At 72.0% G+C, this 18,526-nt stretch carries 19 protein-coding genes; 9 read left to right on the top strand and 10 right to left on the bottom strand.

The window, feature by feature from the left end; all coding sequences use genetic code 11:
• Positions 1-21 precede the first annotated feature (21 nt).
• The 5 genes from Adu01nite_RS22420 to Adu01nite_RS22405 all read right to left on the bottom strand — a co-directional run bounded on the left by Adu01nite_RS22420 (position 22) and on the right by Adu01nite_RS22405 (position 6,993).
• Entirely contained in the window at positions 22-3,078 is a 3,057-nt protein-coding gene (locus Adu01nite_RS22420) for a putative bifunctional diguanylate cyclase/phosphodiesterase (RefSeq protein WP_203728897.1), read from the bottom strand.
• Between the two features lie 128 nt (positions 3,079-3,206).
• The gene (locus tag Adu01nite_RS22415) at positions 3,207-5,405 is read right to left on the bottom strand and encodes an SCO7613 C-terminal domain-containing membrane protein (RefSeq protein WP_203728896.1); all 2,199 of its coding nucleotides are present in this window, start codon (positions 5,403-5,405) and stop codon (positions 3,207-3,209) included.
• Positions 5,406-5,454: 49 nt separating this feature from the next.
• Positions 5,455-5,856, bottom strand: coding sequence for a TIGR03668 family PPOX class F420-dependent oxidoreductase (locus tag Adu01nite_RS47925; protein WP_239132621.1), 402 nt, complete (start codon positions 5,854-5,856; stop codon positions 5,455-5,457).
• Positions 5,853-6,683, bottom strand: a complete 831-nt coding sequence (locus Adu01nite_RS47920) for an LLM class F420-dependent oxidoreductase (protein WP_239132620.1) — start codon at positions 6,681-6,683, stop codon at positions 5,853-5,855. Before Adu01nite_RS47920 ends, Adu01nite_RS47925 begins: the two co-directional genes overlap by 4 nt.
• Positions 6,684-6,693: 10 nt before the next feature.
• Positions 6,694-6,993 (bottom strand): hypothetical protein, encoded by a 300-nt coding sequence (locus tag Adu01nite_RS22405; RefSeq protein ID WP_203728894.1) that lies wholly within the window; start codon positions 6,991-6,993, stop codon positions 6,694-6,696.
• A gap of 203 nt (positions 6,994-7,196) precedes the next feature.
• Between Adu01nite_RS22405 and Adu01nite_RS22400 the strand changes: the two genes are divergently transcribed.
• The gene (locus Adu01nite_RS22400; protein ID WP_203728893.1) at positions 7,197-8,867 is read left to right on the top strand and encodes a hypothetical protein; all 1,671 of its coding nucleotides are present in this window, start codon (positions 7,197-7,199) and stop codon (positions 8,865-8,867) included.
• 9 nt (positions 8,868-8,876) lie between these two features.
• On the opposite strand, the gene Adu01nite_RS22395 is transcribed toward Adu01nite_RS22400, so the two are convergent.
• Positions 8,877-10,253 carry a serine/threonine-protein kinase gene (locus Adu01nite_RS22395; protein ID WP_203728892.1) on the bottom strand — a complete coding sequence of 459 codons (1,377 nt, stop codon included), beginning with the start codon at positions 10,251-10,253 and terminating at the stop codon, positions 8,877-8,879.
• A gap of 159 nt (positions 10,254-10,412) precedes the next feature.
• Between Adu01nite_RS22395 and Adu01nite_RS22390 the strand changes: the two genes are divergently transcribed.
• The 4 genes from Adu01nite_RS22390 to Adu01nite_RS22375 are packed head-to-tail and all read left to right on the top strand — an operon-like array spanning position 10,413 to position 13,090.
• The gene (locus Adu01nite_RS22390) at positions 10,413-10,856 is read left to right on the top strand and encodes a DUF1203 domain-containing protein (protein WP_203728891.1); all 444 of its coding nucleotides are present in this window, start codon (positions 10,413-10,415) and stop codon (positions 10,854-10,856) included.
• 35 nt (positions 10,857-10,891) lie between these two features.
• Positions 10,892-11,605: a hypothetical protein gene (locus tag Adu01nite_RS22385; protein ID WP_203728890.1), complete on the top strand. Its 714-nt coding sequence runs from the start codon at positions 10,892-10,894 to the stop codon at positions 11,603-11,605.
• A gap of 45 nt (positions 11,606-11,650) precedes the next feature.
• Positions 11,651-12,451, top strand: a complete 801-nt coding sequence (locus Adu01nite_RS22380; RefSeq protein WP_203728889.1) for a siderophore-interacting protein — start codon at positions 11,651-11,653, stop codon at positions 12,449-12,451.
• Positions 12,452-12,475: 24 nt separating this feature from the next.
• A complete protein-coding gene (locus Adu01nite_RS22375) occupies positions 12,476-13,090 on the top strand; it encodes a TetR/AcrR family transcriptional regulator C-terminal domain-containing protein (protein WP_203728888.1) in 615 nt (204 codons plus the stop codon).
• Here the strand turns inward: Adu01nite_RS22375 and Adu01nite_RS22370 are convergent.
• Positions 13,050-13,454: a nuclear transport factor 2 family protein gene (locus Adu01nite_RS22370; protein ID WP_203728887.1), complete on the bottom strand. Its 405-nt coding sequence runs from the start codon at positions 13,452-13,454 to the stop codon at positions 13,050-13,052. The two genes, Adu01nite_RS22375 and Adu01nite_RS22370, sit on opposite strands and share 41 nt — an antisense overlap.
• 107 nt (positions 13,455-13,561) lie before the next feature.
• Here Adu01nite_RS22370 and Adu01nite_RS22365 point away from each other — a divergent pair, with 107 nt between their 5' ends.
• Complete coding sequence (locus Adu01nite_RS22365) at positions 13,562-14,521, top strand: maleylpyruvate isomerase mycothiol-dependent enzyme family protein (RefSeq protein ID WP_203728886.1); 960 nt, start codon at positions 13,562-13,564, stop codon at positions 14,519-14,521.
• The gene (locus tag Adu01nite_RS22360; RefSeq protein ID WP_203728885.1) at positions 14,514-15,080 is read left to right on the top strand and encodes an RNA polymerase sigma factor; all 567 of its coding nucleotides are present in this window, start codon (positions 14,514-14,516) and stop codon (positions 15,078-15,080) included. Before Adu01nite_RS22365 ends, Adu01nite_RS22360 begins: the two co-directional genes overlap by 8 nt.
• On the opposite strand, the gene Adu01nite_RS22355 is transcribed toward Adu01nite_RS22360, so the two are convergent.
• Positions 15,077-15,280, bottom strand: a complete 204-nt coding sequence (locus Adu01nite_RS22355; protein ID WP_203728884.1) for a hypothetical protein — start codon at positions 15,278-15,280, stop codon at positions 15,077-15,079. The genes Adu01nite_RS22360 and Adu01nite_RS22355 overlap by 4 nt on opposite strands.
• A 178-nt stretch (positions 15,281-15,458) precedes the next feature.
• On the opposite strand from Adu01nite_RS22355, the gene Adu01nite_RS22350 reads away from it, so the two are divergent.
• Entirely contained in the window at positions 15,459-16,553 is a 1,095-nt protein-coding gene (locus tag Adu01nite_RS22350) for a hypothetical protein (protein WP_239132619.1), read from the top strand.
• Between the two features lie 330 nt (positions 16,554-16,883).
• Here Adu01nite_RS22350 and Adu01nite_RS22345 read toward each other — a convergent pair whose 3' ends face one another.
• Positions 16,884-17,504, bottom strand: coding sequence for a hypothetical protein (locus tag Adu01nite_RS22345; RefSeq protein WP_203728883.1), 621 nt, complete (start codon positions 17,502-17,504; stop codon positions 16,884-16,886).
• A complete protein-coding gene (locus Adu01nite_RS22340; RefSeq protein WP_203728882.1) occupies positions 17,501-17,677 on the bottom strand; it encodes a hypothetical protein in 177 nt (58 codons plus the stop codon). The genes Adu01nite_RS22345 and Adu01nite_RS22340 overlap by 4 nt, the downstream gene beginning before the upstream one ends.
• 110 nt (positions 17,678-17,787) lie before the next feature.
• On the opposite strand from Adu01nite_RS22340, the gene Adu01nite_RS22335 reads away from it, so the two are divergent.
• Complete coding sequence (locus Adu01nite_RS22335; RefSeq protein ID WP_203728881.1) at positions 17,788-18,525, top strand: IucA/IucC family C-terminal-domain containing protein; 738 nt, start codon at positions 17,788-17,790, stop codon at positions 18,523-18,525.
• Position 18,526: the final 1 nt, after the last annotated feature.

The following is an 18,526-nucleotide window of genomic DNA, read 5'->3' as shown; positions in this document are numbered from 1 at the left end:
TGTTCCTTCCACAAAGGGGAATTACCGGTGTGCGGGGTACGCGACCAGCCACTGACCGATCTCGTCGACGGTGGCGGGACGGGAGAACAGGTAGCCCTGGCCGTACGGGCAACCCATGTCGACGAGCGCCTGGCGGTGCCCGTCGAGCTCGATGCCCTCGGCCACGACGTCGAGGTCGAGGGTCCGGGCGAGGCTGACGATGGTCTCGACCAGCGCCATCTGCTGGGCGCTGTGCAGGATGTCGTCGATGAACGACTTGTCGATCTTCAGGACGTCGACCGGCATCTGGCTCAGGTAGCTCAGCGACGAGTAACCGGTACCGAAGTCGTCGATCGCGATCCGGACGCCCATGTCGCGCAGCTCGCGCAGGTCCTGCCAGACCTGCTCGGCGTCGTGCAGCACCAGGCTCTCGGTGATCTCCAGCAGCAGCCATTCCGGCTGGGCGCCGGTCTCCTGCAGGACGTCGCGCACCTGGTCGACGAAGCCGGGGGTGCGGAACTGGCGGGCCGAGACGTTCACGCTGACGTACCGCAGCCGGCCGCCGACCGGTGAGCTGCGCCAGCCGACGAAGGTCAGCAGCGCCTCGCGCAGCACCCACCCGCCGATCGCGACCACCGAGCCGTTCTCCTCGGAGAGCTCGATGAACTCGTTCGGGCCGAGCAGGCCGCGGGCCGGGTGCTGCCAGCGCACCAGGGCCTCGAGACCGATCACGCTGCCGGTGGGCAGGTCGACGATCGGCTGGAAGCGCAGCCGCATCTGGTCGCCGGGAACCGCCTCGATCAGCGCCGAGCGCATCTCCAGCCGGCTCACCATCGCCTCGTGCATGGCGTCCTCGTAGCGGCGCCAGGTGCTCTTGCCGTCGGTCTTGGCCACGTACATCGCCACGTCGGCCCGGCGCAGCAGCTCGCTGATGCCGGCCGCGTCGGCGCTGGTCGCGACGCCGACACTGCTCGCCCCGCTGACCAGGTGCAGGCCGCCGTGCCCGTCGCTGACCTCGATCGGCTCGCTGAGTGCGGCCACGATCCGGGCGGCGATGACCTCGGCGTCCCCGGGCGACCCGAGGTGCTCCATCAGCACCGCGAACTCGTCGCCGCCGGTGCGGGCGGCGGTGTTGATCGGCCCGGCCACCTCGGTGATCCGCTGCCCGACGGTGACCAGCAGCTGGTCGCCGGCGGCGTGCCCGAGGGTGTCGTTGACCTCTTTGAAGTCGTCGAGGTCGACGAACAGGACGCCGACCGAGCCACGCGCCTTGCCGGCCACCGCGGCCGCCTGCTCGAGCCGGTTCTGGAACAGTGCCCGGTTGGCCAGCCCGGTGAGGGTGTCGTGGAACGCCTGGTGGGCCAGGTCGTTCTCGAGCCGGCGGCGCTCGGTGACGTCCCGGATGGTGATCACCAGGCCGTTGACGGCCTTGTCGTCGCGCAGGTCCCGGCAGGTGCACTCGACCTGCAGCAGCAGGTCGTCGCCGGAGACCGCGTTCAGGTCGACGCCGTCGCGCGGGCCGCGGCCGGTGAGCACCTGGGAGAGCAGGTCGCGCAGCTCGGCGTGGTCGGTGGCCGCGAAGAGCCGGAACAGGGAGGTGCCGACCAGGTCGGTGCGGCCGAAGACCGGCAGCGCCGACGGGCTGGCGTAGCGGATCTGCTCGTCGTCGCCGACGATCAGGATCACGTCGGACGCGCTCTGGATCAGCGCCCGGAAGTAGTCCTCGCTGGCCCGCCGGTTGACCTCGGTGTTCAGCGAGATCCGCTCGATCGCCATGGTGCCCTGGGCCATCAGCGCCTCGAACGACGGCTGCACCTCGACCAGGAGTTCCTCGTCGGCGGCCAGGTAGGCCAGGTTGCGCTGCTTCGGGCCGTCGATGCCGCGCGCGGCGGTGACCATCTCGCCGTACAGCGCCCACTCGAAGTCGCCCAGCTCGGCCGCGATGTGCCGGGGCAGGTCGCCGGTGTGCACCCGGCCGGTGATCAGCACGCCGGTGGCTTCGCCGGGCTCGGCGTCGAACCGGAAGTACTGCATCTTGAACGGCTCGCCCTCGGGGATCATCGAGGTGACCGCCTTGGTGAGCGCCCGGCCGGCCTCCGACTCGTCGCTCGCCGCCACCATGTCGGCCGCCGACATGCGCAGCGTCCGCTCCCGGGTCGCGTTCTCCCGCTGCGTCTGCAGCAACCCGGAGACCCTGGCCACCACCAGCAGGAACATCGTCGCGGAGGCGGTCGCGATCATCAGCGCGTCGTCGACGCCGCCGGTCAGGTCCTCGACCAGCAGCACGGCCGGGGCGATCAGGGCGGCCACCGACATGACCGCGATCCGCCGGCCGCCGGCCATCACGATCGTCGAGGGGGTGCGCACCGCGGTCAGGTCGCGCATCGACGGGTGCAGCGCGGCCAGCGCGGTGGCGGTGTAGAAGAGGATCCATCCGGAGTCGACCGGGCCGCCGACCTGCCAGGTGCCGTCGAGCTGGCGCAGCCCGTAGATCACGTCGGTGACCATCAGGCTGAAGCCGCCGGCGGCCAGGGTGCTCAGCGCGACCGGCTTGCGGCCGCCCGCGGTGATCAGGCGCAGCAGCATGGCCAGCGCGAGCACGTCGCCGAGCGGGTAGCCGGTGGAGACCAGCTTGTCGAGCACGCTCAGGTCGGTGTTCCGGACGTACGGCGAGATCAGGAAGACCCAGGAGAGCAGCCCGAGACCGGCCGTCGGGACCAGCGCGTCGAGCAGCGCGGCCCGGTTGTCGCCGCCGGAGCGGGACCGGATGAAGACCAGCAGCGCGGCCGCCAGCATCGGGTAGACCAGCAGGTAGAACAGGTCGGCCAGGGACGGGAACGGGTTCGCCACGCCGAGGTAGTCGGTGAGCACGTTGTAGGTGGTGTCGCCGGCCGTGAAGCTGACCAGCACCGCCGACAGCAAATACCACGGCATCGGCTTTGCCGGCCGGTGCACCCGGACGCCGACCAGCACCGCGGCCGCGGCCGAGAAGCCGATCGCGGCCCACGAGTACATGCTGATCGCGGGGAACGCGTAGAACACCGCCGTCAAGGCGATGATCCACGCCCCGAAGCACGCCTGCATCCGTGCGGCCGACATCCGTGCTCCGATCTGCTGGTGGTCCTCCGCTGAGGCCACCTGGATCGGCACGCACCGCCGCTGCTCAACCCTCGCGCCCGGATTGCACCCCAAATGCAGTCAAAAGGGGGAGGCGCCGGGTCGTCCGTTCAGCCCATCCGGGCCAGCACTCGGCGGAATCGGGCCAGGTCACGACGCCTGCGCTCGAGCGTCGTGGCGATCAGCACGAGCAGTAGCCCACCGGCGGCCGGCGGAATCCACCGCGGCACCAGATCCCAGACCATCACCAGCTCGTGCATCGCGACCAGGGCGAGCGTGCCACCGCCGGCGAGCACCGGGGCAAGCTGCCGGAATCGCGCCCCGACCAGCAGAATCGCCAGCGCACCGACGCCGAGCAGCAGGCGCCGCAGGTGCTGCCCGTCGTCGGTGAGGATCAGGACCAGGCTCGGCGCGAGCGCCGTCGTCAGCGCCGGCCCGAAACAGAACCAGCTGGGCGTCGGGCCACGCCGGGCGAGAAGGGCGGCGGCGAGTGCCAGACCGCTTGCCACCATGGAGTACGACTCCAGCACCGCTCCCGGCGGCGCCGCGAATACCCAGCCCCAGCCCGCAACGACCGCGACGGCCACGCCGAGCCCCCGGATCTCGGTGGTACGACCGGCCGTGCCGGTCACGGCCGCGGTGATCAGCAGGGCGCCGAGCGCGGCCAGCGTCGCGGTGCGGGTCGGCAGCGGCCCGGCCGACAGGGCCACCACCAGCACGAAGCCGGCGGCGGCCAGCGCCACGATCTCCGGCACCCGGCCGAGCGTGCCGGGGCGCAGGCAGGCCACCAGCAGCAGGGCGAGCACCGCGTACACGACCACCGGCTCGCCGGCCACGAGCGCCCAGATCGGCAGGGGAGCGGCCGCGGTCAGGGCCGCCACCAGCGCGAACGGCCGCCGGGTCGCCGGCGGCAGGAAGCGCGCGGCAGCCAGGGCGGCGGCCACCACGGCCACTGTCCGCAGCTGGCCGGCCCCGCCGAGGCCGAGCGCGGCGGTGGCGGTCCAGGCGATCGCCGGCGGCGCGAGCAGGGCGGTGAGCAGGCCGGCCCCGGCCAGGGCGGCGTGCCGGGCACGGATCGTGGTGGCCAGGCCGAGCAGCGCGACCACGGTCAGGGCGGCGGCCGCGACGCCGGGGCGGCCGAAGGCGGCCCCGATCGCGTGCAGGCCGAGGACCAGGGTGGCGATCAGGGGTGCGGGTCTCGGGTGGCGGGTGGCCAGGACCAGGGCGGCGGCGACCACGACCAGGTCGGCGATCGGGGCGGTCCACCACTGCAGGTGCAGGCCGGACGGGAGGGCCAGGGCGATCGCGGCGGCGCCGCCGAGCAGGACGGCCGGGCGGCCGCGGGCCGGGAGGGTGGCGAACAGGGCCGCGGTGACCACGGCCAGGGCGGCCGGGAGGCGCCAGCCGGTGGACGGGACGGCCGCGGACCAGGTCGCGTGGAAGAGCGGGCCGGCGGTGTCCAGGGTGCGGGCCGCGGCGACCAGGGCCGGGGTGATCGCGGCCAGGACGGCGAGGCCGCCCAGGGCGTAGGCGATCGGGGCGAGGCGGGTGCGGTGGATCGCGGCGTTCAGGGCGGCCAGGATGCCGAAGGTCAGGGTCCAGCCGGCCGGGCCGGGGTCGGCCGGGGCGACCAGCAGCGGCAGGGCGGGCTGGGCGACCAGCAGGGCGGCGTAGCGCGGGCCGGTCAGGCCGGTCAGGTAGGCGTAGCCGGCGGCGAGTGCGGTGGTGACGCCGAAGACGACGCCGGCGTAGCGGGCCGGGTCGGTGTGGGCCAGGCCGAACAGGTTCACGTACCAGGCGGCGTAGCCGTCCAGCAGCAGGAGCAGCACGCCGACCGCGGCGACCGTCTCGGCGGCCGAGCGCAGGCCCCGGCGCAGCGCGACCGGCGGGATCGCCAGGGTCACCGCGGTGAACGAGGCGAGGATCGCGGCCCGGCCGCCGACGCCGAACTGCGACCAGGCGACGGCGGTGAAGACGATGGCGGCCACGGCCAGGAGAAGCCCGCCGAGCAGGAACAGGAGAGTCTGGATCGCGCGGGACGACGTCTCCGGCGCGGATTTCGGCTGATCGGGCCGCAGCGACGTTCGTACCCTGTTCGCCGCTTGATTGCGCCGCGCATAAGCGTGACCGATCCGCGTCTGCAGGTCGTGCACCGCCGCCTGGGCGGTGGCGAGTTGCGGGAGGAGCGTGGCTATCTCGGCGTCGGCGTTGATCACCTCGATCGCGTCGGCGTCCGGACCGCGCCCGCAGTTGGGGCATCCGGTTTCCGGCGACGCGATGGCACGGCAGTGCGGGCATGGGTAGGTCACGAGCTCGATCCTTGTCGGATCCGGGGGTGTGCGGATTGAGCACGCGTACTCAACGGGGTGTCGCGGCTACCCAGCTGGACCAGCGCTCGACGGTGATCTCAAGGTAGGGGCCGTCCAGCGATATTTGGTGATATTGAGGGTATTTGTCGCGCAGCTCCGCAACCGCTTCGGGTGATTTGTCGAGAATCCGGGCTACGCCGTCGGCGCGCACCCACCAGAGCTGCGTCCAGTCCTCGTCGTAATGGTCGACCAGCACGCTGACCTGCGGATTCGCGGCGATGTTAGCGAGTCGGCGGAGCTCACGGGAGCGCTTGGGCTTGCCGTCGACGGCAGAGTAGATCGTGTCCCCGTCGATCGCGAAGACGATCGGGACCAGATGCGGTTTCAGGTCCGCTCCGGCCGTCGCCAGCCGGGCCACCCGCGCGGCCCCGAAGCGCTCGGGCGGGGTCACCGCCCGACCACGTCGCCGATCGCCCGCTCCCACTTCTCCAGGGCCGGCTCGATCACGCTCCACGGCCCGGACGGCAGCCACGACGACGCCCGGTCGACGCCGGCCTCGGCCAGCTGCTCCAGAGCCTTCGGGTCCGGCGGCACACTGAGCACCTGCACCTGGAGGTGCCGGTCGGCGCGGGCCCGCAGCTCGCGGATCCGGTCGAGGACGTCCGGGTCCTGCCACTGCGGGAACCATCCGTCGCCGTAGTCGAGGACGCGGTCGAGCGCGGTCGGCCCGCCGCCGCCGACCAGGATCGGCGGCCACGGCTTCTGGGCCGGCTTCGGCCACGACCAGATCCGGTCGAAGTCGACGAACCGGCCGTGGAAGGAGGCCTCCTCCTCGGTCCAGATCGCCCGCATCGCCTTGATCCGCTCGCCGAGCAGGGCCAGCCGGGTGCGCGGGTCGGTGCCGTGGTTGCGCATTTCCTCGCGGTTCCACCCGGACCCGATGCCGAACTCGAAGCGGCCCCCGCTGAGGTGGTCGACGCTGGCGACCTCCTTGGCGGTGGTGATCGGGTCGCGCTCGATCACCAGGCAGACCCCGGACCCGATCCGCAGCCGGCTGGTCGCCTCGGCCGCGGCGGTCAGCGCCACGAACAGGTCGTAGGTGTGCCAATACTTCCGCGGCAGCTGCGACCCGCCACCCCACTCGGTCTCCCGGCTGGCCGGGATGTGCGTGTGCTCCGCGAAGAACAGCGCGGACTGCCCGCGCTCCTCGACCCGCCGGGCGATCTCGCCGGGCCGCACGCCGTCATGGGTGGGGAAGTAACCGACACCGAACTCCATGTGTCCGATCTTAGGCCCGCAGCTTCCGTTTCTTGCGGGCCTGGATGAAGCCCGCGGCCAGCCCGGCCAGGATGCTCACCGGCGCCAGGCTGTGCCCGTTGGTCAGGACCGGGTCGGCGCCGGCCAGCGGCCGCAGGAAGCCGGCGTCGCCGCCGTCGCCCGCGGTCCACTGCATCAGCCAGGTCCGGCCGCCCGGCGTGGCGGCGTCGAGCACCGCCCGGCAGCCGGCCCAGTCACGGGCGGCGAAGGCGGAACGAAGGGCACCGAGCTCCGGGTGCGCCGCGGACGGATCGAGAAGGACATCCTGCACGCGGAGATGTTCGGGCGTCGCCGGGCGCGACGTAGCGGTTGCCGGGGTGCAGTCCGGTGGCGCGGTCAGCTGAGGTGATGCACGGCAGATTGCCAGCAGTCGTACAGCAGGCGTCGTTACGATCGCCCGGCTTCGTAGGAGGGGTCTTGCCGCCGATCGTTACAGTGCGGCGTGGGCTCGATGGGGGAAGGCTTGCCGGTTCGATGAGCACGCTCGAGATCGATCACGCCGCACCACCCCGGAAAGCCCGGCCGGCCGGCCTGATCGCGGCCGGGGCGGCGGGCGTCGTGGTGCTGGTCGCGGTCGTGCTGACCGCCCTCGCCTCGCTCAACGGCGACGTGACCTACGCGCTCGGCGGACTCGAGACGGCCGGTCTCGGCGGGGTCAGCGTCTGGGACGTGTTCGTCGCCCGGCCGCTCGCCTACCGGCTGCTGATGAACGTGCTCGACTTCACCAACAGTCACGACATGGCGTTCACCCACCGGCTGATCCGGGCCGAGACCGACCTGCTAGTGGCGGCCGTAGGCGTGCTGCTCTTCGTCGGCCTGCGCCGGCACCTCGACAAGCGGGCCGCGGCCGGCATCGCGTTCGCCACCGGGCTCGCCCTCGTCGTCGCGCCGCCGTGGCACTTCCTGGAGCCCGACTGGATGGCCGCGCTCGCCGCCGTCGTCGCGGTCGGGGCCGGCCTGGCACCCCGCCGGGACTGGCTGGGCGGGCTGCTCGGCGGCGCCGGTGCGGTGCTGGTCATCGCGGTCAAGCTGGCCACCGTGCCGATCGCCCTGCTGGCGCTGCTGGCCATCGCGGTGCTGAGCCGACGCCGGGCGGGCTGGGCCACCGCCGCGACCGCCGTCCTGGCCGTGGTCTGGTATTTGACCACCAAGCACTTCCTGCCCTGGGAGTGGATCTGGCTGAAGGACCAGGCCGACCTGGTCGCCGACTCGCCGATCCACCACGGGCTGCGCTGGCGGGACTTCCAGGAGCTGTGGCGCGGGCTCGGCGACGCGACCGTGCTCAGCCCGGTCATCGCGGTCGCGCCGGCCGCCTTCGCCGCACTGATCCGCCGCGTGCCGGACGTCCGGATGCGCTGGCTCGGCGTCGCCGTCGCGGTGGTCGCGGCCGGGCTGTCGGTCGCGTCCGCGTACGGCCAGGCCGAGTTCTACATGTACCACTACGCGATCGTCCCGGTGCTGGCCGCGGCCGTCTGGGGGGCGGCGTTCGCGCTCTGCCCAGGGGCACGGCTGCCGCTGGCCGGCTTCACCCTGATGTTCGCGGCGGTCAGCTTCGTGGCGCTGCGCTTCCCGGCCGGCTGGCGGCGGCACAACTTCGCGCTGGTCGAGAACGGCTATCTGCTGGCCGCGGTGCTCGCCGCGGTGGTGGTGTGGTTCGTCGCGGCCCGCTCGGTGCCGTGGCCGGCCGGCATCGTCGCTCTGACTGTCGCCCTGCTGCCGCCGGTGCTGCTCGGCGCGCCCTACGCGTTCAGCACCTACGACTACAAGATCTCCGCGGCGCGGCCGTCGGCCGGCGTCTACGGCGAGGTCAGCGAGCGGATCGGCCGCGACACCCCGGTGCTCTACCTGGCGTTCGGCGCGATCAACCACGCCATGGGCAACCCGACCACCTGCCGCTATCCGTCGCCGCAGTGGCTGCAGCGGGGCACCTGGATCGAGAGCGTGCGCGACTACCGCAGCTACGCCGACAACCTGGCCTGCCTCACCAACGACCAGCAGGCCCGTTACCTGGTCGTGCAGACCGACTGGTTCAAGCTCGACAAGGCGCCGCCGGACGTCAAGGAACTGCTGGACGCCCGCTTCGACTGCTCCGCGACGGCCCGCCTCAAGAACACCGGCAACCTGATCGTCTGCCCGGCCCGCTGATCACTTGCCTCATTTGACGATCGAACCGGTCGTCTCGCCCTTGTCGGATCGGGCCAGGCAGTGCAGCAGCCAGGTCTGGTCGCTCTGCTGGACCGGCCAGGCGTCCGGGGTGAACCCGGCGGCCGCGTTCGTCCGGGACGCCAGCAGCTCGGGGGAGCAGGCGGCGGCGATGTCCGGCTGCGCCATCAGCAGGCTGGTCCGGATGTCCAGCGCGCCCGCGGGCAGGGCGATCGCCGCATAGGTCTGGTAGCTGTGCGGCTCGGCGCAGTCGATCCGGCCCGGCGGCTGGGCGTGGCCGTTGATCGCGGTCATCCCACCCCAGCAGAGCGGCGCCGCCGGGCAGTAAACCTTGTCGCAGGCCGTGAAGCCGGCCGGCACGGCGGCCGAACCCGCGCCGGACTTCGCGCCGGTCGTGCCGGTAGCGCCGGTCGCGCTGTCGCTGTTGTCGCGGCTGAAGCCCCAGACCGCGACGCCGCCGGCGACCACCAGGACCGCGAGCAACGCGGCGATCAAGGTCAGGTGGCGGGGCTTCTGGTCGGCCTTTTTCGGTGGTGGGCTCGGCGGGATCGGGGACCCGTCGGCTGCCGCCCGGGCCGCGGCGGCCAGGGCCGTCGCTGTCGGCCAGCGGTGGGCCGGGTCGGTGCCCAGGGCTTTTTCGAGTACGCCGAGGACCGCGGCCGGCAGCGTGATGCCGATCGTGCGCGGCGCCGCCTGCAGCCGCTGGAGCGCCACCGCGTACGGGTTGTCCCCGTCGAACGGCTTCTGGCCGGCCAGGCACTCGTAGGCGGTCAGCCCGAGCGAGTAGACGTCACTGCGCACCGTCGCGGGCTGCCCCAGCACCTGCTCCGGGGACAGATAGCTCGGCGTACCCAGAATCGCGCCGGAGGCGGTCAGTTTGCTCGCGTCATCCCGCCGGGCGATGCCGAAGTCGGTGATCAGCACCGACCCGTCCCGCCGGATCAGCAGGTTGGCCGGCTTGATGTCCCGGTGCACGATGCCCTGGTCATGAACGGCCTGCAGCCCGTCCGCGGCCTGCGCGATCAGCCGCATGGTGTCGGCCGGCGCAATCCGTCCGTCCCGGGCCAGCCGCTGCGCGAGCGATTCGCCGTCGACGAACTCCATCACCAGATAGGTGAGCCCGTGACTGCGCCCGAAGTCGTGGATCGACGCGACCGCCGCGTGGTTGACCCGGGCCATCGCGGTCGCCTCGGCCTGGAACCGCCGCGCGAAGTCCGGGTCGTCGGCCACGCCCGGCAGCATCACCTTGACCGCGACCACCCGGCTGAGCACGTCGTCGACGGCCCGCCACACCTCACCCATGCCACCGGCGCCGATCCGCTCCTCGAGCCGATACCGATCACCAAGCCGCACCCCAGGTCCCAGCACGCGCGACAGCCTAAGGCGCGGCCCTTCCCAACCAGAAACCCGCCAGGCTCGCGGCGCCCTTTGCTCTGCGCACAAAGACGCGCTGCTCTGCTTACCGAGCGGAACGCGGTGGCCGATTCCCGCCAGCTTCCGGCCGCCGGAGCGGCCAGGATCGGAGGCATGAACTTCGTTGTCTCGCCCATTCCTGCCGCATGGCTCATCGCCACCCGTCACGCCGGCCTCGACGACGCGTTCGTCGCCGAGGAGGACGGCGCGCCGCTGCGCTGCTGCCTCCGCGACGCCCGTGCCGGTGAGCGGATCGCCCTGGTCGCCTACGAGCCGCCCGGCCCGGCCGGCGCCTACCGCGAGATCGGCCCGGTCTTCATCCACGCCGAGGAGTGCGACGGCTACCGCGAGCCGGACGACTACCCGGCCGGGTTCCGCGCCCGGCAGCAGGTGCTGCGCGCCTACGACAAGGCCGGTCGCATCGCCGACGCGATCCTGATCGAGGGCGCCGCCGCCGAGGCCGGCATCAAGGAGCTCCTGGACCGCCCCGAGGTGGCCACCGTGCACAGCCGCAACGTGCTCTACGGCTGCTACATGTTCGCGATCGATCGCGCCTGAGGGTAGTGCCCGCACCTCCTATGCTCGGGCGCACGATGAGTAGAGCAGCGATGATCTCCGCGTTCGGGCTGGTCGCGCGCGGCCGCCATGTCCTGCTGACCGCGGCGTTCGGGCTCGCGGTCCTGCTGTCGATCGCGTCCCGGGAGTACTGGTGGCTCGCGGTCGGGGCGATGGCCGTGCTGACCATCGTTCTCTACGGGCTGTCGATCGTCGCGATCCTGCTCTACCACCCGCGCACCGTGCGGCTGCGGCCCGAGCTGCCCGCCTTCGACGCCCCGCTCAACCCCAACCGGGTGCTGCTCGCCGGCGCGTTCACCTTCCTCGGCACCTCGCTGGTCAGCGTCGAGCACGCCGGCCAGTCGTGGCCGGTCCGGGTGATCGCGACCGGCGTGCTGGCCGTCGTGACCCTCGTCATCTGCTACCTGGGGTGGCGCTGGCACGGCGTACGCCTCACCCCGGAGGGGCTTTCCGATCTTCAGCCGTTCGGTTCGGTGTTCGTGCCGTGGTCGGCGTTCGCCGCGCACGACCCGGCGGTGCCGATCGGCCGCAACCAGCTCGCCCTGTATTTCGACCGCCCGGAGCTCGTGGTCCGCCGGGGCATCCGCCCGGGCAGCTCGCATTACCTGACCGCGGGCGCCGACGCCCGCCTTCTCGCCCGCATGATCGCCACCTACGTCGCGTCGCCGGACCGGCGGGCCGAGATCGGCACCGAGCCAGAGCTTTCGAAAGCGGAGCTGAGAGCCGGCTGAGACCACACTTGAACAACGTTCAAGTCGGGTGCCAGACTCGCGGGCATGTTCAAGGTGCAACGCCCTGCCCGCCGGCAGATGATCTCGCTGCGCGTGGCGAAAAATGCCCGCATAACGCCGAATTTCCGGTGCATCACGCTGACCGGCGACGACCTCGACGGCCTCGACCACACCGGGCGTGACCAGGCCGTCCGGCTCTTCTTCCCGCGCGCCGGGCAGGCCGGCCTGGAGATGCCGACGCTCAGCAACGACGCTTGGATGGCGCAGACCCTGCTCACGCCGAAGTCCCGCCGGCCGTGGGTGCGCACCTACACGATCCGGGCGTACCGGCCCGAGCAGCGGGAGATCGACATCGAGTTCGCGCTGCACGGCGACGCACCCGCGTCCGCCTGGGCGGCGAACTGCCGGCCCGGCGACCCGGCCGGGATCTTCGACGAGGGCATGACCTACCTGCCGCCGCCGGCCGCCGAGCAGCATCTGCTGGTCGGCGAGGAGAGTGCCCTGCCGGCCATCCTGTCCATCCTGGAAACCGCGCCGCCGGCGCTGACCGGGCAGGCGTTCCTCGAGGTCCCGGAGTCCGGCGACATCCGGTCAGGGGTTGCGCATCCGTCCGGCGTACGCATCAATTGGCTGGCCCGAGACGAAGCCGGAACCCGCCCGGGCGCCTTGGCGCTCGACGCCGTGAAAAACGCGGACCTGGCCGAGGGGCGCTGGTACACCTGGGTCGCGGGCGAATCCGGGCTGCCCACCGGGGTGCGGCGGCACCTGGTGAACGACCGCGGCTTCGCCAAGGCCGACATCGCGTTCGTCGGCTACTGGCGGCACGGCCGGTCCAGCCCCGGCTGATTCTGATGTGCAAGACTTTCGGCCGTGCAGCTACGACGCGCCGATGTCCTGCGCGGTGCCCGGGACCTCCTCGACGCCGACGGGCTCGACGGGCTGACCATGCGCAAGCTGGGTGCCGCGCTGAACGTGCAGGCCGGCGGCCTCTACTGGCATTTCCCCAGCAAGCAGGCCCTGCTCGAGGCGGTCGCCGACGACCTGCTGGCCGGGGTGGCCGAGACACCCCCGGCCGGCCCCTGGGACCAGCGCCTCCTCACTCTCGCCCACCGGCTTCGGCAGGCGCTGCTCAGCGTCCGCGACGGCGCCCGGCTGGTCGCCGAGACGTTCGTGACCGAGCCGAACACGTCGATGGCCGGCCGCACCGGCATGCGCATCCTGATGGACGCCGGGCTGCCCGCCGAGCAGGCCGCGTGGACGATGTTCGCGGTCGGGCACTACGTGCTCGGCCACACCATCGAGGAGCAGTCCACCGGTGCCGACCGGGAGGCGAAACTGGCCGCCCAGGCCGAGGCCGACGCCGACCTGCGGGAATTGGCCGCGGCGATCGGCGCCGACCCGGGCCGCCGGTTCGAATTCGGGCTGGCCCTGATGATCGACGGGATCAGGGTGCGGGTAAGTGGCCGTACTCCCGCAGATAGCTGATCCGCCCACCCAGCAGACGGCAGATCGTGGCCCCTGCGAATGAGGTTTCGGTGCCCCGCCATCGGCAGGTGCGTTCCCATTCGGCCACCAGCAGATCACCGGCCGAGCCGCTGTCGGTGATCCGCCATTGCGTGATCCGGCCGCCGGCCACGACCCAGTTCCGCATCCATTCCGAGACCTGGTCCTTCCCCCGATAGACCGGCCCGTGCGGCTCGACGACCTCGCAGTCGTCGGCCAAGGTCTCCAGCACCGCCTCGACGTCGTGCCGTCGCCACGCGTCGACGTAGCTGTGCAGCAGATCCGGCTCGAGCGCCGGATCCCGATTGACGAACGCCCACCTCAGTGGCGTCCTGCCCGCCCCCATAGTTGTTCCCCCCTAGTTCTGGGCGGTATTCGCACGCCACGGCGAAACGGATTGCTGTCGTTTATCCGCCTGTCATTACGCGGCCGGATGCGTATCGTCTTCGGCCTATGCCAGGGCATCCCGATGACCTGTTGGAGGCGTACGCGTTCGGCGACTGCGCCGACCCGTCCGTCGCTGCCCACGTGGGCTCATGTCCGAAGTGCTCGTCGCTGGTCTCGGCGGCCGCCCGGTCGGCGGCCTGGCTCAGCGCTTCGCACTTCGCGGCCCCGCCGCCTCTCCTGCGCGACCGGATGGTCACGGCCGCCCGTTCGGCCCGGGCACCGTCCGATTCCTCCGCCCTTGATGCGTACGCCGCCCAGGTCGCCTCGTTCGGCACGCTGCTGGACGGATTGTCGGCATCGGACTGGCAGGCCCCGGTCTTCGACGGTCGCAGCGTCGCCGACCTCGTGTCGCACCTGGCCCGCAACGACGCCCGGGTCGCCGCCGATCTCGGCGTCTCGACCTCGTCGGCACCGCTGGACTGGCGGGCCCAGTCGGACCGTCTCCTGCGGACCGTCGGCAGCCGCGCCGACCTCCTCGGCCACCCGGTGCGGCTGGCCGGCCGGGTGCCGATCCGGCGGCCGCTGCGCGAGGCGCTGACCCAGCGCGCCTTCGAGACGTGGATCCACGACGCGGACGTCCGGGCCGCGATCGCCCTGCCCCCGGTCGTGCCGTCCCCGCTGCACCTGGCCCGGATCGTCGCGTTCGGGGTGGCCCTGCTGCCCGGCGCGATGGACGCCGCGGGCCGGGGCCGCCCCGGCGCGTCGGCAACGCTCCAGCTGACCGGTCCGGGCGGCGGCTCCACGACGGCCGCCCTGTCCGCCTTTTCGACCGGCGGCTCCTCTGCTTCTCCGGGTGGCGTCTCGCCGGCTCGGCCGGCTGTCGCTGAGGTGCGGATGCCGGCCGAGCGGTTTGCCCGGCTGCTGGCCGGCCGGATCCCCGTGCCGGACTCGGTCGCGGTGATCGGCGGCGACCGCGCCGCCGCCCTGGACATGCTCGCCGTCGCCGCCACCCTGGGCTGTGAGTGACGTGCGCTCCCACGCCGACGACGTCCGGCTGCGCGCCATGCTGGTCGCCGCCGACGAGGACGCGCTGGTCGAGGCGTACGACCGGCACGCACCATCGGCATACGCCCTGGCCACCCGGATCACCGGCGACCCGTGCTGCGCGGAGGACGCCGTGCAGGAGGCGTTCGTCGAGCTGTGGCGGCACCCCGAGCGTTTCGACCCGAAGGCCGGCTCGCTGCGCACCTGGCTGTGCATGCTGGCCCGCCGCCGCGCCATCGACCTGCTACGCCGCCAGTCGGCCCAGCGCACCCACCTGACCCGCCTGGCCGGCCAGGCCCCGACCGAGCCCACCCTGGAGGACGACGTGGTCGGCGCCGCCCAGGCGAAGGCGGTCCGCGAGTGCGTCCGCGACCTGCCCCAGCTCTACCGCGACGCGATCGCCCTGGCCTACTACTACGGCCTTTCCTACCGCCAGGTAGCGATCGAGCTGGGCGTCCCCGAGGGCACCGCGAAGTCCCGCTTACGAAGCGGCCTGCGCCTGCTGGCCGAGCGCATGGAAGCGGCCGGCTACCCGAGCTAGAAGGTCAGCCCGCGCGCCTGCATCTCGCCTTCGACGGCTTCCCGCCGGAGCCGCCAGTCCCGCCTCGCCTTGGGGTTGCGCGGCGGCTGCATCGAGGACCGCTCCCGCACCCGGGCCAGCTCGAGCCGCTCGGTCAGCTGCGCCGCGGTAAGCCCGGGCAGATCCCGATCCCAGGTCTCCAACATCTTCCACCGCGACACACCGCGGACCTTACTGACCACCCGACGCTCTCGCTTCGGGTTTCTCGGGAGCTCAGCGGCCATGTTGCTCACCGCATATGGAACACGGAGCTCTCGCATATGTAACACGGGGCCGTCGCAGATCGAACATGGCGCACAAGAATCGAGGCCGCGCCGTGGCCGACGGGGTTGAGCGGGCGTGCTCGAATGGGAACCGATGATTCTTCGCGGGGTTTCGGTGCTGGCGGCGGTGGTGCTGGCGGTCGGTGTGCCGGGGGTGGCGTTCGGGGCTGAGGCCGCGGCCGGCGCGCAGCAGGTCTGCAAGGCCGGGGACAAACGGCTGACCGAGCTGTCCGGGCTGGCCGCCACCGGCACCGGCTATGTGGTGGTCAACGACGGCTCCGACGAGGGGTCGCACCGGAAGATCTTCTACCTGGACCGGAAGTGCAAGGTGGTCCGGACCCTCTCCTACCCGTCCCGGCCGCGCGACACCGAGGACCTCGGGCTCGCCACCGACGGCACGCTGTGGGTAGCCGACATCGGCGACAACGGGGAGAACCGCGAGACGATCGGCCTGTGGCGCCTGGCGGCCGGCGCGAAGACCCCGAAGCTCTACCGGCTGACCTATCCGGACGGCGCGCACAACGCCGAGGCGCTGCTGCTCACCCGTTCCGGCACGCCGATCGTGGTGACCAAGACGGTGGGCGCGGCGAGCCTGTACGAGCCGGACGGCGAGTTGCGGGCCGACCGGACCACCCCGTTGCGCGAGGTCGGCACGGTCTCGCTGCCGGTGACCAACACGGCCAACCCGTTCGGCCTGGCCGGCCGGCTGGTGATCACCGGCGGCGCGGTGAGCCCCGACGGCAAGCACGCGGTCCTGCGGACATACGCCGACGCGTTCGAGTTCGAGGTGCCCGGCGACGACCTGGCCAAGGCGATCACCGACGGCACACCGACCCCGATAGAGCTGCCGGACGAGCCCCAGGGCGAGTCGATCAGCTACACGACGGACGGCACCGCCTTGCTGACGGTTTCCGAGGAATCCGGCGGCAAGCCTGCGGTCCTGCAGCGCTACGCCCTGCCGAACCGCCCGGCCGTGACCACCCCGGCGACGTCCACCGCGCCGTCCGCGACGTCGGCCGCTCCGGCGAGGGCGCAGAGCAGCGCCCAGGCGGCCATCGTCCCCACGGTAACGATGGCCCACGACCTCCCGGCCGGCTTGCTGGTGACGGGCGGCGTGCTGGTCCTGTCCGCCACAATCCTCGGCGCCTTCCTACTGCGCCGCCGCGGCTGACCACCGCGGTTGACCCGCCGCACGCCGGTCGCCGGTGCCGTGCTGCCACAGCGCTTTGCCGGCGGTGTTGCCGTAGCGCCGTGGATCTCCCAGGGGTCCGGTCGCGGTCGCGCGTCGCCGTCCCGCGTCGCCGTCTCGCGTCGCGGGCACGCTCCAGCTAATGGACGCAGCCTCCGCGCGGCGAAAGTGTTCGCACCTCAAGGGTCATGACATGCCGTATATATCGGTCGGCTTTTCCCCGCTTCCACTGGACCTAGAGGAATTTCGGTCATCGCTGAGCAGGAGATCTACAAGATTGCTCAGGGGCGGCGGTGACTGGCCCGGGCTGCGTCAGCTCTGGGCGGCGGCTCGGGCTTTGGCGGTCAGGTCTGTCAGCCACGCGGCCTCTGATGACGGCACCAGCTCCGTTGTTGCCCAGAAACGGCGGGCCTCGTCGGCTGCGGTCAAGGCGGCCTGGCTGTCCGCGGTGAAGTAGGCGGTGCGGTGCCGGGCCGTCGGGTCGGTGGTGGTGGGGAGGTGCTCGTCTCGTACGCAGAGGGCGTTTGTCATGCCTTTGGTGTCGGTGCAGGTGGATGTTGGCTCGGTGGCGATCTCGACCACCGCGAACAGGCGGGTGTTGCCGGCGGTGAAGTGGTAGCCGTCGATTGTTCGGCCCTCGGTGGACGGTAGGAGGGTGTCGCCGTTCAGTGGTGGCGGGTTTCCTGGGTCCATGCCGGTCAGGCCGGGTGGGCGGGTCTTCGGCACGTAGGCGAAGCCCGCGGGTTTGCCGAACTCTCGCCACTGGTCCAGGTAGAGCACGCTGGTCAGCAGCTTGGCCTCGGGGACCGATGGGTCGATGGTCTTGAACTCGGGGGCGGTCGCCGCCTCATGCCTGTCGAGGCGGATGAAAGGGACCGTTGCCGCCGCTGCCAGGGCGATCGCCGACGTCGCCGCCCACCGTTTCTTGATCATCGATGACGGAGATTACCGGAGGCATTGCGGCGGGCGCGGGCCGCGCGGAAGGCGGCGCCGCCGAAGCCGAAGCCGCTGCCGGCGAGGGCCAAGGTCACCAACTGGGGCAGGTAGCCGGCGACGCTGTGCCGGCCCAACCGCACGTCGACCACCGTCTCGATGGTGACGCTCATGGGGCCGTACGGTACGCCGGGGCGCGGCCACGTGGTGCTCGAAGAAGCGGGCGGCGGCGTCGATGCGTTTGTGGTGCGGTCCACCGCGTACAAAAAGATGCTTTCGGGGTATGAAGGTGGGGGTGAGTGATGCGCATCCGCTGGGGCCGGTCCTCAGCGTGCTGCGCTCGATCTTCGGGACCGTTGATCGCCTGCCGGGCGTGGCTCCCGGGCTGTTCGTGCCGGATGACACCCGCTGGACGCCGGCCGCGCGGCTCGCCGATGATCTTCTGCCGATGCTGCTGGAGCGGGCGGCCCGGCGCTGGCAGGCGCAGCCGCACGCCGCCGCCTCGCTCGCCTGGAAGGCCTACACCTACTGGCTGGCGCTGCCGGGGGTGCTCGGGTTCGCGGTGGCCCGGAGGGTGCCGCTGCTGACCGGGTACGACGTACTGGTCAACTTCGACGATCCCCGGCCGCTGGTCACACTCGGGCTGCGACCCGGGATCGGGGTGGCCGTCCTGCCGGCCGATCCGCTGGCCGGGAGGCCGGGGACCGTGGTCGTAGCCGATGAGGACGAACTGCTTCGCGCGCTGCGCCGGTCGCTGCTCGACGAGCATCTGACGCCACTGCTCAACGCGATGCACGGGTCGGTCCGGATCGGGCGGCGAGTGCTGCTGGGTTCGCTGGCCTCCGGAATCGCGTACGGGTTGTTGCGCACGCCGGAGCCACCCGGCCGGGTTTTGCACGCCCTCGGCCTCGACGATCTTGTCGAGTTGGTGCCGCCGGCCGGGGTGCGGCGGCGGACCTGTTGTCTCGCCTTCACCCTGCCGGCGCCGAAGATCTGCACCGACTGTTGCATTCGCCTGTAGT

The sequence above is a fragment of the Paractinoplanes durhamensis genome (assembly GCF_016862175.1).
Taxonomy (GTDB): Bacteria; Actinomycetota; Actinomycetes; order Mycobacteriales; family Micromonosporaceae; genus Actinoplanes; species Actinoplanes durhamensis.
Note: the sequence above shows the minus strand (reverse complement) of the source record. Positions and strands in the feature narration are given on the sequence as shown.